Below are 14,401 nucleotides of genomic sequence, written 5' to 3' on the forward strand. Positions count from 1 at the left end.
ATAGCTTGTACTGCCGAACCCTGCCATCTGCCGGTGGAATTCATTGTGCGATATGGCCTGCAGCATCCGCAAAAATGATGCGGACCGTCGTTCCTTCATCGACCTTGGACTCGATTTCGAAGGCATGTCCAAGCTTGTCGCATATTTGTTTGACCAGAAACAGGCCCATGCCTGTCGATTCCTGGAATCGGCGCCCGTTCTCTCCGGTGAAATAAGGATCGAACACCCGCGGGAGATCGCTTTGGGGAATGCCGATGCCTTCGTCCCTTATCTCAAGCACGACTTGATTCTCCCGGGTGTAGCCGTTGAAAAAGAGGGTGCCTTGTTCCTTCAGCGTATATCGAACCGCGTTGGTCAGCAGCTGCGTCAGCACAAAAGAGAGCCATTTCTCGTCCGTGGCCACCGTTAATCCGGAATCGATCCGGATGGACGGGTACATTCTCCGCCGGATAAACAGCCGCTTTTGCTCGGACGTGACATTTCGGACGATTCGCTGAAGCGGCAGGTTTTCCACATGGAAATCGCGCTCGAACGTATCGAGCCTGGCGGTATACAGCACGAGATCGAGCCCTTTTTTGAGGCGGTCCAGCTCGTCGCCGATCGCGGCAAAACGGGGGTCGTCATCATCCTGGAGAATCAGGTGAATGACCGAAATCGGCGTTTTCATCTGGTGGGCCCATTGGTTGATGAACTGCAGATGGCCTTCAATTTTATGCTTATAGTTATGCAGATCCGTGGTGTAATGCCGGAACTGGGTTTTCAGCAGCTGATGAAGCGCTTCGGCGAGCGGGGTGTGGGAGGATTCTGCCGAGGATTCGCCTGTGAGGGATTCTCCCGGAAGCGGCTGCTCCAACCGTTTATAGAAGGAACGGTTGGCAATGAAACGGAAGGCGAGATAGCCGACGAGCAGCAGCAAGCTGATGATGCCCGCGTACAGGCTGACCGTCAAATTGCGATAACCGTCCAGCCTATAGATCAGGGTAACGACAAGAAGCTGGGCGATGTAGACAATCATTAAGGGACGCTGTTCTTGCAAAAATAGTCTCATGCTTCGTCCCTCCAGCTCGGTACCAGTCGGTAGCCGCGCCCGCGCACGGTTTGAAGGCCATCCTCGATTCCGAGGGCGGCGAGTTTCTTACGGACGCGGGTGATGTACACATTCAGCGTATTATCGTCCACAAAGGCCTGATCATCCCATATTTTCTCCAGAAGCCGGTCCCTGCTGACGATCTGCTCGGGCTTTTTCATTAATTCGTCCAATATTTTGGCTTCGGTATGGCTGAGCTCCGCTTGGGTCGGTCCGAGCGAAACGGAGAGACGCTCAACGTCAAGCGTGAGTCCGGCGATGCTGAGGACCCGCTCATTCTGACCGGCAGCATAGGACCCGTAGGCCCGCCGGAGCTGGCTCTTGATTTTGGCCATGACGATCTCGTAGTCAAAGGGTTTGGTTATATAATCATCGGCACCGTTCTCCAGCGCCATCACCTGATCCATTTTCCCGTCGCGGGCCGAGATGAAGATGATCGGGCAGGTGGAGAGGCTGCGGAACTGCCGGCACCAATAATAGCCGTCGAATTTAGGCAGATTGATATCCAGAAGCACAAGATGAGGGTCATACGATTCAAATTGATCGCGCACCGTCTCGAAATCATGAACGGACTGCGTCGCATAACCGAATTTATGAAGATATTCTTTCAGCAGGCCGACCAGCCCGGCATCGTCTTCGACAATGAAAATTTTGAACATATCGATCATAGTCCCTTCATTTGACATTCTCGTACCGTCTGTATTGTACCAAATTGTCAGGATATAAGGAAAAATTGCGTGAGCGAAGACAGCGGGGCTTAGGAAAGCTCGGGAGCGAATGTCTCGCTTTGTTAAGCGATCCCTCCGAAAAATAATCTTGACGCTTGTGCCATCAGCTGATAATATACTTGATAATTCCAATCGAATAACTATGATAAATAAATTTGAATCGACCAGTCTGCTGGAGATCATGAGCATCCTTCATGATCTCCTTTTTGTCGTACGGACCTCGATTTACTATCAACCAAGGAGCGGGGGGATCAACGATTGCGTGCACAGGATGAATTGAAACTGACGGCGGATGTCCTCGTCATTGGCGGCGGTCCCGCAGGGGCTTGGGCAGCCTGGAGCGCGGCGTCCCAAGGTGCCAAAGTCATATTGGCCGATAAAGGGTTTCTGGGCTCCAGCGGGGCAACGGCACCCGGAGGAACCAATCTGCTATATTTGCCCCCTGACCATAAGCTGCGCGATGAAGCCGTGGCCCAGCGGATGAAGGAGGGCGGTTATTTATCGGAACCGGATTGGATCCATCGCGTGCTGGATCAGGTATACATCAACCTGGAACGCGTGGAGGCATGGGGATACCCGTTTCGCCGCGATGAGAACGGGGTCCCCATGCGAGACCATTTGCAGGGCCCGGAATATATGAAGCTGATGCGAAGCGCGGTCAACCGGGCGGGCGTACGGATCATGGATCAGTCCCCGGCGCTCGAGCTGCTTGCCGACGAGCATGGGGTCGGAGGAGCACGAGGCATATGCAGGCAGAAGAACAAGAATTGGGAGGTACGGGCACAGTCGGTTGTCATAGCTACCGGCGGCTGCGCCTTTCTGAGCAAGGGCCTTGGCTGCAACGTGCTCACAGGCGAAGGACTGCTCATGGCGGCGGAGCTTGGCGCCGAGCTATCCGGTATGGAATTCAGCCGCCAATATGCGCCGAGCGCGGCGTTTGGCACGGTGACCCGGGGGCGGCTTCTCAACTGGGCGACGTATTATGACGAAGACGGGAATACGCTGTACAGCCCCGGAGGGCCCAGGCCGCATGATTTTCTGCCGACGATGCTCCGCAAAGGACCGGTATACGCCATTCTGAATCATGCCGACACGGAAGAGAAACGGCGCATTTTAAGGCAATCGCACGCCATCTTCTTTGTTCCGTATGATCGGGCGGGAATCGATCCCTTTAAGGAGCGTTTTCCCTTGACCCTCCGCTATGAAGGGACGGTCCGCGGAACCGGAGGCATCCGGATCACCGGCGAAGATTGCGCGACGACGGTACCGGGTCTGTACGCCGCCGGCGATGCCGCAACCCGGGAGCGGGTGACCGGTGCCAAGTCGGGCGGAGGGGCTTTTAATGCCTCTTGGGCGATTTGCTCGGGAACGTGGGCTGGCGAATCGGCGGCGAAGCATGCGCTGAGTACGCGTTCTTCTGCGGACGGCCGTCGCCTGCAAGGTGCGGGGCGGGCCGGAATGTCCCATCCATCCGCAGCACATGGGCAGGGAATGGATGCATCCGGCCTGATTCAATCGGTACAGCGGGAGGTGTTTCCGCTGGATATCAATTATTTTCGCAGCGAACCGGTCCTGCAGCAATCGCTCGAACGGCTGAACGGGCTATGGCCGGAAGTGTACGCGAAGGTAACCGGGGGTTCGCGCGAGCGGATCAAGGCAAGGGAAGCGGCGGCCATGGCGGCAACGGCAAGATGGATGTATGCGGCTGCGCTGACCCGGCGAGAAACCAGAGGGATGCATACCCTTCTGGAATACCCGGATCTCAATCCGGACCAGCAGCATCGTCTGACCGTAAGGGGGATCGATCATATCCAGGTATATCCTGAGGGGCGGCCGCCCCGGCAGGCAAGCCGAGGTACCATGGACGCTTGCCGACACTATGGTGGTTCAAGAAATAGGAGCAGTGAAGCCGTGGGGGCTGCTGCCTGGATCGCGGCAGCGGCCGGGGAGGTGGAAGGCTCATGATCGAGGTTGTCAGTCAGCAGCGGTGCATCGAGTGCGGCCTGTGCGTCAAGGTCTGTCCGACCAATGTATTCGACCGGACGGAGACGGGGCTTCCGGTCATTGCCCGTCAGGAGGATTGCCAGACCTGCTTTATATGCGAGGCTTATTGTCCTGCCGATGCTCTGTATGTTTCTCCCTTTGCGGATATGGAGCAGAAGGTGACGGAAGAAGAACTGATCGCGGTAGGGATCATCGGAAGCTGGAGGGAGACGGTCGGCTGGGGACGCGGGCGGACCCGGCTGGCCGAGATCGACGAGACCCCGTTCATCGATCGGATTCTCCCCCGGCGAAGTTAAAGCAGGAACTAAACCAATAGCATTCATACTGTCAACCATTCTAATGGAGACATTCCTTCGGTATTTCGAAGAATGTCTTCTTTTGTATTCGAGGAGAGAGGTGCGCTTATGAAACGGGTTTGGCTGATGTTCAGGTTAGATGATGAAAGATTTGCGTTTCCCGAGCCGGAGCGTGATCGCAATGAGTGACCATGCACGATTGTACCGGCACGACCCTCCGGCTCCGGTCCACGGCAGCGAGTCGCTGGTACCGGAGCCCGCCGCCGGGCAGCGGCAGAGGCTCTCCCCGGGCGAAGCAGGTGCCGGGATATGGAGGAAGTCGCTGGGCACCTTTGCTGCGGGCGCGGTTCTTCCCGTGTCGCTGCTGGTTTTATGGCAGGTGCTCGGCGACCTTGGTTACATCTCGGAGCTGCTCTTCCCGACGCCGCTTCGCATTGCGGAGGCTTTTGTCCACTTGGCGGGCTCGGGTGACCTTGGCGGTCATGTGCGGATCAGTTTGGTTCGTGCCGCGGCGGGTTTCGCCCTTGGAGGGGCTCTCGGCCTAGCCTTCGGTATTCTGGTCGGGGTATTCCGCATATCCGAGCGGGTGCTCGATCCATCCATCCAGATGGTCCGCATGATTCCGCATTTAGCGGTTGCGCCGCTGTTCGTGCTTTGGTTCGGAATCGGGGAGTCGTCCAAAATACTGCTGATCGCCAAAGGGGCTTTCTTTCCGCTCTATATCCAAACCTATCTGGGCATCCGCGGCGTGGATAACAAATGGTTCGAAGTAACAAGGGTTCTGGGTTTCACGCGTATCCAGCAAATCTTCAAGCTGGTCATTCCGTCCTCCCTGCCGCATATCTTCCTCGGGATCCGGCTGTCCCTCGGGCTGGCCTGGCTCGGGCTGGTCGTTGCCGAGATCATGGGCTCCACGTCCGGCATCGGCTATTTGATGACGGATGCCAGACAGTTCAGCAAAACCGCAACCGTGTTCGTGTGCATCGTCCTGTTTGCCGTCATCGGCAAAGCAGCAGACGCCGCGGTTAGGCTGATGGAGCGCAGGCTGCTGAAATGGAACGACAGCTATGAGGGCTAAAGCACGGCTTCTGATTCCAAGAGAGAGGAGGAGACACGATGAATAACGCGAACGAACTTGCGCTGCCTGCGGCGGGGCAGCCACCCGCTGTATCGCAGCCGCCCGATCCTGCTGCCGCGCGTTCCAATCGCCGGCGTGCATCCTTACTACGGGCCATTGCGCTCGGATCGGCCCTTCCGGTTCTGGTGCTGGCCATATGGCAGCTGGCAGGCAAACTTGGCTGGATCGATGCGTTCTTTCTGCCGACGCCGGCGGCGATTTTCGAATCCCTCTGGAATCTGATCGCCTCGGGCAAGATGGCGACCCATCTGGGCATAAGCATCGGCCGCGCCGCTGCGGGCTTCGCCCTGGGAGGCAGCCTGGGCTTGATATTCGGCCTGCTGACGGGCTTCTCGCGCAAGTCGGAAATATTCCTGGATCCGACGGTGCAGATGCTGCGGATGATCCCGCATTTGGCGATCGCCCCGCTTATTATTTTGTGGTTCGGATTCGGAGAAACGTCGAAGGTGCTGATCATTGCGAAGGGAGCTTTTTTTCCGCTGTACGTCAATACGTTTCTCGGCATCCGGAGCGTCGACAAAAAGCTGTTCGAGGTATCGAGGGTGCTGCAGTACAGTCGGGTTCAGCAGATCATCAAGCTGATCATCCCGTCTTCGCTGCCTAACCTGTTAATGGGACTCCGCTTATCGCTGGCGGTATCCTGGCTCGGGCTCGTCGTTGCGGAGCTGATCGGTTCGCAGTCGGGGGTCGGGTTTCTCATCAATCTTGCCAAGCAATCCTCGTTAACGGAGCAAATTTTTGTGGGTGTATTGGTTTTTGCCGTCGTCGGCATGATGGTGGATCTGTTCGTCCGTTCTCTGGAACGCCGCTTGCTGAAGTGGCGGGATAGCTACAAGGGATGATCCGGCTTCGTGAATGAGAGAACAGAGGGACAATGATGATTAGGAGGGGAACATGCATGAGTTCACGTATTCAAGGCAGCATGCTTCAGTTGGAAACGGATGTGCTGGTCATTGGCGGTGGCCCGGCCGGAGCCTGGGCGGCTTTAACGGCCGCGGCGAAAGGCAGCAATGTCGTGCTGGCGGATAAGGGCTTCTGCGGATCAAGCGGGGCAACGGCGCCGTCGGGCACGGGCGTATGGTACGTGGAGCCTGAAGGGCGGCAGCGCCAGGAAGCGAAGATGAGCCGGTATTTTATGGGCGGACGCTTAGCCGAGAATGAGTGGATGGATCGGGTCCTGGATCAAACCTACGAGAATATGAACCGCCTTGGCGGCTGGGGGTATTCGTTCCCGGTCGATCCGGATGGCGGCATATTCCGGCGCGGCTTGCAGGGACCGGAGTATATGCGTCTCATGCGCAAGTTGGTGAAAAGAGCCGGCGTCAAAATACTCGACCACAGCCCTGCGCTGGAACTTCTGGCGGATGAACACGGAGTGGGGGGCGCCGCTGGCGTAAGCACGCAGGGCGGCGATCCCTGGAGAGTCACGGCGGGTGCCGTAGTTATCGCAACCGGCGGCTGCGCCTTTCTGAGCAAAGCGCTGGGATGCAACGTGTTGACCGGTGACGGCTATCTGATGGCGGCCGAGGCCGGGGCCGAAATGTCGGGCATGGAGTTCTCCAACGCCTACGCCATATCGCCAACGTTCTCCTCGGTGACCAAAACGGCGTATTACCGTTATGCAAGCTTTTACTACGAGGACGGCACGGTGGTAGAGGGAGCGGGCTCGACCAAAGGACGTTCCGTCATTGCCAAAAAACTGCTGGAGAACCGACAGGTATATGCCCGATTGGATCAGGCGCCCGCCGATCTGCAGCCGCTGCTCCGGGTGGGGCAGACGAATTTTTTCCTGCCGTTTGACCGCATGGGCATCGACCCGTTCAAGGATATGTTCCCGGTAACGCTTCGGCTCGAAGGGACGGTGCGCGGGACCGGTGGCATTCATATCGTGGACGAAACGTGCGCCACGAAGGTCCCCGGCTTGTATGCCGCCGGAGACGCCGCAACGCGGGAGCTGATCTGCGGCGGATTCACCGGAGGCGGCAGCCACAATGCCGCCTGGGCGATGTCTTCCGGCAGCTTTGCGGGCGAAGGCGCGGCGGACTATGCCAAATCGCTGGGACGGCATGCCGCTAGACGCGAGGTGCACGGATTGTCTTCGGCTCCGCTCGTGTCATCCGGTACCTACGGATCGCTGCAGGAAAAGCCGCCGATTGCCGCGGAGGAATACATTCGGGCGGTGCAGGAAGAGGTCATGCCTTATGACCGGAACCTGTTCCGTACGGATGAGGGACTTCGGGATTCGTTGCAACGGCTCGACGGGGTATGGAAATCGATCCGGCAGGAACCCATCCATCTTGATTATCAGGCGGTGAAGAAACGCGAGGCAGCGGCCATGGCTGCAACGGCCCGCTGGATGTACCGCTCGGCGCAGGCCAGGACGGAAACGCGGGGAATGCATAAACGGGTTGATTATCCGGAGCTGGACGAGACGCAGCATTACCGCCTGATTACATCCGGGTTGGATGAAATCAGCGTCCGGGCGCAGCGCGCGAGCGAGGAGGCGGTTTCCCTTTGATTGAGCTGATCAGCGATGCCAGATGCGTGCAGTGCAATCTGTGCGTCTCCGTATGTCCGACCAACGTATTTGATAAAGTCGATAACGATGTGCCTGTCATTGCGCGCCAGAACGATTGCCAAACCTGTTTTATGTGCGAGCTCTATTGTCCGGCGGACGCGATGTACGTCGCGCCTCATCCGGACCGGCTCAGCGGGCTAAGCGAGGCGGAGCTGGAGCAGGCCGAGCTGTTGGGGGGCTACCGCGAGAAGGTGGGATGGGGACCCGGCCGAACGTCCATATCCAGCCATGCGTTTCTGGCTCAGCTCGCGAAGCGTTCTGTTCCTTGATCGTCAGTCTCCCCCCTTTTTCAGGCAGCTCCACTCTTCCCGTCTGCATGGGAAGCACGATCTGCGGGCTCATTGATGCCAGGGTTTGCCGGGGATTCCATGAAGCCCCGTAAGAAGCAAGAGGCGTAAGAAGCGAAAGCGAGGCAATGTCATATCGAGATGGGATCTGTGAGGGGAGAGAAATCGAATGGAGAATCGAAACGTTAAAAAACACAAGCGAAAGCGATACGCGATTTTATTGACGCTGGTGGCGGCGGCGCTTGCTTTTTCACAGGGCTGCGGGACCAAAGATCAAATAACGGAGGCATCAAGCTCCGGCGTGCCGAAGACGCTCAATTACGGATATATAGGAACCAATGCCCTGAATGTGCCTGGAGGCGCCGAGGGCTGGGGGTTCCATAAGGGCATTATTCAGGAAGAGCTCAAGAAGCACGGGATTGAAACGGTAAACCTGACCGCCTTTCCGAACGGTCCGGATTTGAGCGAATCGCTGATCAGCGGTCGCCTGGACTTTGGCAGCTTGGGCGATACGCCGGCCATCCTGTCACGCTCAACGGGAGCGAAGACCAAGGTGATTACCCAAGGCTCGACCGACAGCATCGGGTACCTCGTGGCGAAGAAGGGAGGCCCGGCTTCCCTGGAGGAGTTAAAGGGAAAAACGGTAGCCACTCAAAAAGGTTCCTTCCACCACCGATACTTGGCCGGTCTTTTGAAGAAAGAGGGGCTGGCTGAGGATGTGAAGGTCATCCACCTGCTTCGCGTGGATGCGGAGGCTGCCCTGGCCCGCGGGGAAATCGACGCGATGACCAATACCGGCGTCTATACGCTCAAACAAATCGATGAAGGCTATACGCTGCTGGACGATGCCACCAAGCATCCCGAGCTGTATGGGACCAGCGTAACCGTAGTGTCGGAGGATTATCTGGCGAAATATCCGGATTTCGCCAAGGCGTGGAATGAAGCCCGTTCCAAGGCGCTAGAGGATTTAAAGCAGCATGAGGAAGAGTACTATGCGTTTCTGGCCGAATTGCAGAGCGCGAAGGTGGAGTACGTGAAGAAGGTTAGCCCGATCGAGCTGATCAAAGAGGTTCCTTTTACCGAACAAGGGCTGCAGCTGCTGGAAGGAACGAAGGCCTTTCTGATCGAAGAGAAGCTGGCGGAAACCGATTTTGCATTGGACGATTGGCTGATCAAGCCTTAAACCAAGCCTTAGACCAAGCCGTATTACAATAACCCGCAAAGGGTAAGGAGAGATGATCGTATGACCAGACCTGATCCAACCGTAATCGTATCAGCCCTGTCGAAGAAGACGGTGGCGGAACAAACGCGCCGTCCCGAATATCCGGTGCATGCCCACTTTGTGAATCGATGGTCTTCGAGGGCCTTTGACTCCCGTCCGGTCGATGCGGATGTGCTGTATACCGTCTTGGAGGCGGCCCGGTGGGCACCCTCCTCGGGCAACGGGCAGCCGTGGCGGTTTATCGTTGCCCGAACAGAGGAGGAGCGGGAGCGATTCCGGTCTTTTATCCGTCCCGGAAACCGCGTGTGGAGCGATCGTGCGCCGGCGCTTGTCCTCCTCGTTTCCTACACGCTGAATGCCAATGGGGAACCGAGCGGCAGCCACGCGTTTGATGCGGGGGCTGCTTGGGGAACAATCGCTTCGCAGGCTGCTTTGCTTGGGCTGAATACCCGCGCGATTGGCGGCTTCGACCATGAGCTTGCCCGCGAAGCCCTGCATATTCCGGAAGAATATGATCTGCATGCGGTCATAACGCTTGGATACCGCGGGGATAAATCGGCGCCGCCGGAGACGCTGCAGGAACGGGAGGTCCCTACGGACCGACGATCCTTGAATGAACTGGTGCATGAAGGAGTATTTCAGGCTAAGGAATGATGCCCGGCCACTCTGCACGAAAAACCGTTCCTTGGTTAACCGTGCTGTCCACGCTCATTTGGCCGCCATGCGCGTTCATGATGGACTGGGTGATGGACAGTCCAAGACCTGCACCGCCGTGCTGCCGGGTCCGGGATTCATCGATGCGGTAGAACCGCTCGAACAGATGGGGCAGATGCTCCTTCGAAATCCCGGCTCCATTGTCGCTGACCAGCAGTACGGCATGGTCATTGGTTTTATCCACCGCAACGGTAATCCGCCCTGTGTCGGAATCGGTATGCTGTACCGCATTATGAAACAGGTTGTAGATGACCTGCTTGATCTTGTCGGAGTCACACCGGCACAGCACGGCTGCCGCTTGAATCGTTACGTTTCTGCCTTGAGCGAGCATCCTGAGATGAGGCTCCATCTCAAGCAGCAGCCGATCCAGCCGGGTATCCTGCAGATGAAGCTCCGGCTTACGGTCAAGTTTGGCCAACAGAAGCAAATCCTCGACCAATTTCTTCATTCGCTTCGATTCGCCGTGCATGCTGGACAGTGCTGCATGGAGCTGCTCCTTGTTGTCGGCGGCGCCGCGGCCGAGCACCTCCAGAAAGCCGTGAATCGAAGTAAGCGGCGTGCGCAGCTCATGGGAAGCATCGGCAATAAACCTCCGCATCTGCTCTTTCGCCTCGCGTTCCGCTTCAAACGCTCCCTCAAGCCTTTTCAGCATGCCGTTAAACGATTGGGCCAAACGGTCAATCTCCTGCTGACCCTGCATGGCCGGAAATCGCTCCGCCAAGTTTCCGGCATCCGTTCGTTCCACTGTTTCGACCATTCGGCTCAGCGGGTTAAGCGTCCTGCGCAGCAATGGCAGGTACAATGCGATCCCGCCAGCCATGGCAAGCAAAGCCAGCACGGCAAATATCAGCAGCTGCCGCAGCAGAACGGCATGGAGCGGCTGCGTATCCATTCCAAGCTGCAGTATACCGGAAGGGCTGTTAGGGCTGCCGTAAGGGCGAAAGACAACGATCTGCTCGGTGCCTTGGGCATCGTCAGTCACTTCGTACGGAACGGGCATACGCTCTTTGAATTGCTCCAGAATCGAGGTATAAGCCTCTGCTGCCAGCTGCGGAGCGGACAGACCGTTGTCACTGGCCAGGTCGGTGTAGCTTCCGTTCGTTGCGATCTTGGCAAGCGACATATTCGGCAGAAAGAGCAAAGGTCTATTCTCCTGGCGGGGCATGCCCGCATGGGCGTCGTTATTCGGAACAGAAGGCCGGTTATTATGTTGCACGCGATCAGGCTCCCACATCTCCACGGGGATAGAGCGGACCTGAAGCGAAAGCGCCTCGGCCTGATTGCGGAACAGGGCGTTTTTCATCAATACATATTGCAGCGCCCCGATCAGCACGAGCAGAAGCGCCAAGACGAGAAGGGAACGCGACAGGAGCTGCGTGCGCAGAGACGTTGGCCGAGATGCGCGTATGCGGTTTCGGAAACTCATGGCAAATCCACCCGGTAGCCGGCTCCGCGAAGCGTGCGAATGACCCGATGCTCCTTGTCTCCGAGCTTCTCTCGCAGGGATCGGATATAGACCTCCACGATGTTATCCTCTCCCCCAAAATCATAATCCCACACAATATTCAATATGTTCGATTTGCTCAGAACGCTGCCGTGTTTGGTCACAAGCAGTTTGAGCAATTTATATTCCGTAGGGGAAAGCTCCAAGGCTTCCCCCAGGTATGAAATTTCTTTCTTGCGGTCATCGATGGTGAATGGCCCAAGCCGGATTTCGCCCAGCAGGCTCGGGAACTGATTGCGGAGCCGAGCTTGAATGCGGGCCAGCAGCTCTTCGAAACTGAAGGGTTTGGCCATGTAGTCGTCCGCTCCGGTCATAAGGCCCGTTACACGGTCATCGATCTCATCCTTCGCGGTAAGCATAATGACCGCAACATCCCTGCCTTCCTCCTTCAAGCGTCTGCACACCGCAAGACCGTCCATTCCCGGCATCATCACATCCAGAACGATGACATGCGGCTCGAAGCTGGCTGCTTCCCTTAACGCACATTCCCCATCGGAGGCCGTGCGCACCTCAAACCCTTCATTTTGGAGACCAAGCTCCAGAAATTGCAGTATGTGCGGCTCGTCATCCACAAGCAAAACGCGAATACGATGCATGGATCCCATGACACAAAACTCCTCTTCTTTCATTCCTTCAACTTTATCATACGTGCCGTAGCTGAATGAAATCTGAACGCGAACTGAAAATAAACTGAAAAATGATTCGCAAATATGCATTCTCAAATCAGGGAATTAAAGGATGTTGATATCTGTTCGGTTATCGTTGATACTATCTTAAAGCCAAGATAATCAATGCAGCACCTGTTCAAGATCCATCATGGATGGGTGAAAGGAGGAGACTGGACATGATAGGAAATGTATATCCACCCGAGAATCAGGGCAAGGGCTCACTCGATGGAGGAAGGATAACGGAGTTGAAGCCGATCGGTTTCTCCGGGGAAGGGTCAGCCGTGACCCGGGTAGGGCCGCTTTTCTATTGGTCCTGGTTTCGTTCGCCCGTCGAAGGCTATATCGCGCCTCATCCCCATCAGGGTTTTGAAATCGTGACTTATATGATTCAGGGAAAGTGCGACCATGAGGATTCGCATGGTACGCACAGCATAATAGGGCCAGGAGGCCTGCAATTGATGAGGGCCGGTTCCGGACTTACGCATGAGGAACTTCTGACCGGGCCGGATGCAGAAGGATTCCAAATTTGGTTTGAGCCGTATCTTCGCGATTCATTGAAGCAAAACCCTGCCTGTCGTCAGTATCGTCCGGACTCCTATCCGGTAACCCGTATCCAGGGGGGATTGGTCAAAACGATGATCGGCGGTTCCGCGCCAACCGATCTGTCCGTGGACGTGAGGATGCTGGATATTCAAATTCTGGCCGGGCACGAAGCACGATATGAACTGAAAACCGGCAGGCGTGCGGCTGCGCTTGCCGTAAGGGGAGCCGGCAGCTTTAGCACGGAAGAGGATAGCCTCCTGTTTCAACATCGGGACTTTATGGTAATCGATACGGTGCTCGGTGAGACGATAAGCCTTAAGGCGCAAGAGAATGTCAGGGTCATCCTGATTGACGTACCGGAAAACCCTGGATATCCGCTCTATTCCAAGCGGCCATAGGGTCAAAAGTTTACAATATTGTAGTGGAATGAAATTTAGAAGGTACGATAAACTAGAGTCTGTCAGATGGGGTATCCGTCTGTACAGGCTTTTTTTAAAAAGCGTGGCAGGGAACCAAAGGTCATCTTTCATGCAGCAATTGCAAGGAAAAATACATATATATGGTAAGCAGAAAGACCCAACAAAGAAATCCGGACTTCTTTAGGCCGGACCGGTTGGGTTATTTTGGCATGTTTTTTTGCTATAATAATCTATTTATACTAAATTCAAGTATAATAAGAGACTAAAGTCCTCCTCTTTACCAATAGTTGGCATGTGTTTTTGTGAGGATGGTAGCATGCGTCCCGAGACACAGCCTGTCTATAATGATTGCGGGATCACGAAAATGACATTTTCGTCATTCCACAATCAAACGAGATGGGGGAGATCGTTATTTTCTCGAAAAAAAGATTTAAACAATTGATGGCCGGAGCACTGTTATCAGCAGCGGTTCTTGGTTCTTACGGATATGGGTCTGTGAATGAAGTGTCTGCTGCCAGCGTGCAGTCTGTAACCAAAGGTGTAGCAAGCTCGAATGTGTACATGCGCAATAAGCCTTCGACTTCGGGTAAAGTCGTTGACCGCGTGCATAAGGGTGAGCGCGTTCAAATTCTGGGCAAGAGCTCAAGCTGGTATAAGATCAAGACTTCGGACGGCAAGCAAGGATATGCTTCGTCTAAATATATTAACCAAAGCAGCGGATCTTCTAACACTTCCGGCAATTCGGGAAGCACGGCGCCTTCTGCGAGCGCAAGCGTTGAAAAAGTAATCAGTGCTGGCATGAAGTATCTGGGCACGCCGTACGAATTCGGTTCTAACCGCAATTCAACGAGCACCTTTGACTGCTCGGCATTTGTCCGCCGCGCATTCATGGACGGTGCTAACATTACGCTGCCAAGCGATTCCCGGAAGCAAGGGCAGTACGTCAAAGATAAAGGAACGGCTGTATACAACGTCAATCAATTAAAGCGCGGGGATCTGGTATTCTTCATGAGTTACCGAGGTTCATCGGCATCCGCTTATGCCGGATTGGACAAGTCCAAACAGCGGATTACGCACGTAGCGATCTATCTGGGAGACAACAAGCTGCTGCATACGTACTCGAAACAATCGGGCGGCGTCCTCGTAGGTAACTTCGGCGATTCTTGGAAACACCGCTTCATGCACGGCGGAAGCGTACTATAAAACATCGTTC

14 protein-coding genes are annotated in these 14,401 nt (G+C 55.8%); 10 read left to right on the plus strand and 4 right to left on the minus strand.

Features of this window, described 5'->3' with window-relative positions; all coding sequences use genetic code 11:
• Window positions 1-40 precede the first annotated feature (40 nt).
• Window positions 41-1,048 carry a HAMP domain-containing histidine kinase gene (locus RB297_RS27060; protein ID WP_012818977.1) on the minus strand — a complete coding sequence of 336 codons (1,008 nt, stop codon included), beginning with the start codon at window positions 1,046-1,048 and terminating at the stop codon, window positions 41-43.
• Window positions 1,045-1,746 (minus strand): response regulator transcription factor, encoded by a 702-nt coding sequence (locus RB297_RS27065; RefSeq protein WP_036664555.1) that lies wholly within the window; start codon window positions 1,744-1,746, stop codon window positions 1,045-1,047. Before RB297_RS27065 ends, RB297_RS27060 begins: the two co-directional genes overlap by 4 nt.
• Window positions 1,747-2,073: 327 nt before the next feature.
• Here RB297_RS27065 and RB297_RS27070 point away from each other — a divergent pair, with 327 nt between their 5' ends.
• The 8 genes from RB297_RS27070 (at window position 2,074) to RB297_RS27105 (ending at window position 9,994) form a co-directional block, all read left to right on the plus strand.
• Window positions 2,074-3,780: an FAD-dependent oxidoreductase gene (locus tag RB297_RS27070; protein ID WP_375121861.1), complete on the plus strand. Its 1,707-nt coding sequence runs from the start codon at window positions 2,074-2,076 to the stop codon at window positions 3,778-3,780.
• On the plus strand, window positions 3,777-4,115 hold the full coding sequence (locus RB297_RS27075) for a 4Fe-4S dicluster domain-containing protein (RefSeq protein ID WP_012818980.1): 339 nt from the start codon (window positions 3,777-3,779) through the stop codon (window positions 4,113-4,115). The genes RB297_RS27070 and RB297_RS27075 overlap by 4 nt, the downstream gene beginning before the upstream one ends.
• A 181-nt stretch (window positions 4,116-4,296) precedes the next feature.
• Window positions 4,297-5,193, plus strand: coding sequence for an ABC transporter permease (locus tag RB297_RS27080; RefSeq protein WP_096777041.1), 897 nt, complete (start codon window positions 4,297-4,299; stop codon window positions 5,191-5,193).
• Window positions 5,194-5,231: 38 nt separating this feature from the next.
• Complete coding sequence (locus RB297_RS27085; protein ID WP_375121862.1) at window positions 5,232-6,095, plus strand: ABC transporter permease; 864 nt, start codon at window positions 5,232-5,234, stop codon at window positions 6,093-6,095.
• Between the two features lie 56 nt (window positions 6,096-6,151).
• A complete protein-coding gene (locus RB297_RS27090; protein WP_375121863.1) occupies window positions 6,152-7,771 on the plus strand; it encodes an FAD-dependent oxidoreductase in 1,620 nt (539 codons plus the stop codon).
• On the plus strand, window positions 7,768-8,100 hold the full coding sequence (locus RB297_RS27095) for a 4Fe-4S binding protein (RefSeq protein ID WP_009594932.1): 333 nt from the start codon (window positions 7,768-7,770) through the stop codon (window positions 8,098-8,100). The genes RB297_RS27090 and RB297_RS27095 overlap by 4 nt, the downstream gene beginning before the upstream one ends.
• Window positions 8,101-8,287: 187 nt before the next feature.
• Window positions 8,288-9,301 carry an ABC transporter substrate-binding protein gene (locus RB297_RS27100; RefSeq protein WP_375121864.1) on the plus strand — a complete coding sequence of 338 codons (1,014 nt, stop codon included), beginning with the start codon at window positions 8,288-8,290 and terminating at the stop codon, window positions 9,299-9,301.
• Window positions 9,302-9,361: 60 nt separating this feature from the next.
• Window positions 9,362-9,994, plus strand: coding sequence for a nitroreductase family protein (locus RB297_RS27105; RefSeq protein WP_375121865.1), 633 nt, complete (start codon window positions 9,362-9,364; stop codon window positions 9,992-9,994).
• Here the strand turns inward: RB297_RS27105 and RB297_RS27110 are convergent.
• Window positions 9,984-11,480 (minus strand): sensor histidine kinase, encoded by a 1,497-nt coding sequence (locus tag RB297_RS27110; RefSeq protein ID WP_375121866.1) that lies wholly within the window; start codon window positions 11,478-11,480, stop codon window positions 9,984-9,986. The genes RB297_RS27105 and RB297_RS27110 overlap by 11 nt on opposite strands.
• The gene (locus RB297_RS27115; RefSeq protein ID WP_036664469.1) at window positions 11,477-12,163 is read right to left on the minus strand and encodes a response regulator transcription factor; all 687 of its coding nucleotides are present in this window, start codon (window positions 12,161-12,163) and stop codon (window positions 11,477-11,479) included. Before RB297_RS27115 ends, RB297_RS27110 begins: the two co-directional genes overlap by 4 nt.
• 239 nt (window positions 12,164-12,402) lie before the next feature.
• Here RB297_RS27115 and RB297_RS27120 point away from each other — a divergent pair, with 239 nt between their 5' ends.
• Complete coding sequence (locus RB297_RS27120; protein WP_096777035.1) at window positions 12,403-13,167, plus strand: pirin family protein; 765 nt, start codon at window positions 12,403-12,405, stop codon at window positions 13,165-13,167.
• Window positions 13,168-13,584: 417 nt separating this feature from the next.
• Window positions 13,585-14,391 (plus strand): C40 family peptidase, encoded by an 807-nt coding sequence (locus tag RB297_RS27125; protein WP_012818990.1) that lies wholly within the window; start codon window positions 13,585-13,587, stop codon window positions 14,389-14,391.
• Window positions 14,392-14,401 lie beyond the last annotated feature (10 nt).

The sequence above is a fragment of the Paenibacillus sp. CR_12 genome, assembly GCF_041953985.1.
In the GTDB taxonomy this organism is placed as follows: Bacteria; Bacillota; Bacilli; order Paenibacillales; family Paenibacillaceae; genus Paenibacillus_AQ; species Paenibacillus_AQ lautus_A.

Coding starts and splice junctions, on each gene's coding strand:
- RB297_RS27060 (WP_012818977.1), bottom strand. CDS start 1,048: ATGAGACTATTTTTGCAAGAACAGCGTCCCTTAATGATTGTCTACATC.
- RB297_RS27065 (WP_036664555.1), bottom strand. CDS start 1,746: ATGTTCAAAATTTTCATTGTCGAAGACGATGCCGGGCTGGTCGGCCTG.
- RB297_RS27075 (WP_012818980.1), top strand. CDS start 3,777: ATGATCGAGGTTGTCAGTCAGCAGCGGTGCATCGAGTGCGGCCTGTGC.
- RB297_RS27080 (WP_096777041.1), top strand. CDS start 4,297: ATGAGTGACCATGCACGATTGTACCGGCACGACCCTCCGGCTCCGGTC.
- RB297_RS27085 (WP_375121862.1), top strand. CDS start 5,232: ATGAATAACGCGAACGAACTTGCGCTGCCTGCGGCGGGGCAGCCACCC.
- RB297_RS27090 (WP_375121863.1), top strand. CDS start 6,152: ATGAGTTCACGTATTCAAGGCAGCATGCTTCAGTTGGAAACGGATGTG.
- RB297_RS27100 (WP_375121864.1), top strand. CDS start 8,288: ATGGAGAATCGAAACGTTAAAAAACACAAGCGAAAGCGATACGCGATT.
- RB297_RS27105 (WP_375121865.1), top strand. CDS start 9,362: ATGACCAGACCTGATCCAACCGTAATCGTATCAGCCCTGTCGAAGAAG.
- RB297_RS27110 (WP_375121866.1), bottom strand. CDS start 11,480: ATGAGTTTCCGAAACCGCATACGCGCATCTCGGCCAACGTCTCTGCGC.
- RB297_RS27115 (WP_036664469.1), bottom strand. CDS start 12,163: ATGGGATCCATGCATCGTATTCGCGTTTTGCTTGTGGATGACGAGCCG.
- RB297_RS27120 (WP_096777035.1), top strand. CDS start 12,403: ATGATAGGAAATGTATATCCACCCGAGAATCAGGGCAAGGGCTCACTC.
- RB297_RS27125 (WP_012818990.1), top strand. CDS start 13,585: ATGGGGGAGATCGTTATTTTCTCGAAAAAAAGATTTAAACAATTGATG.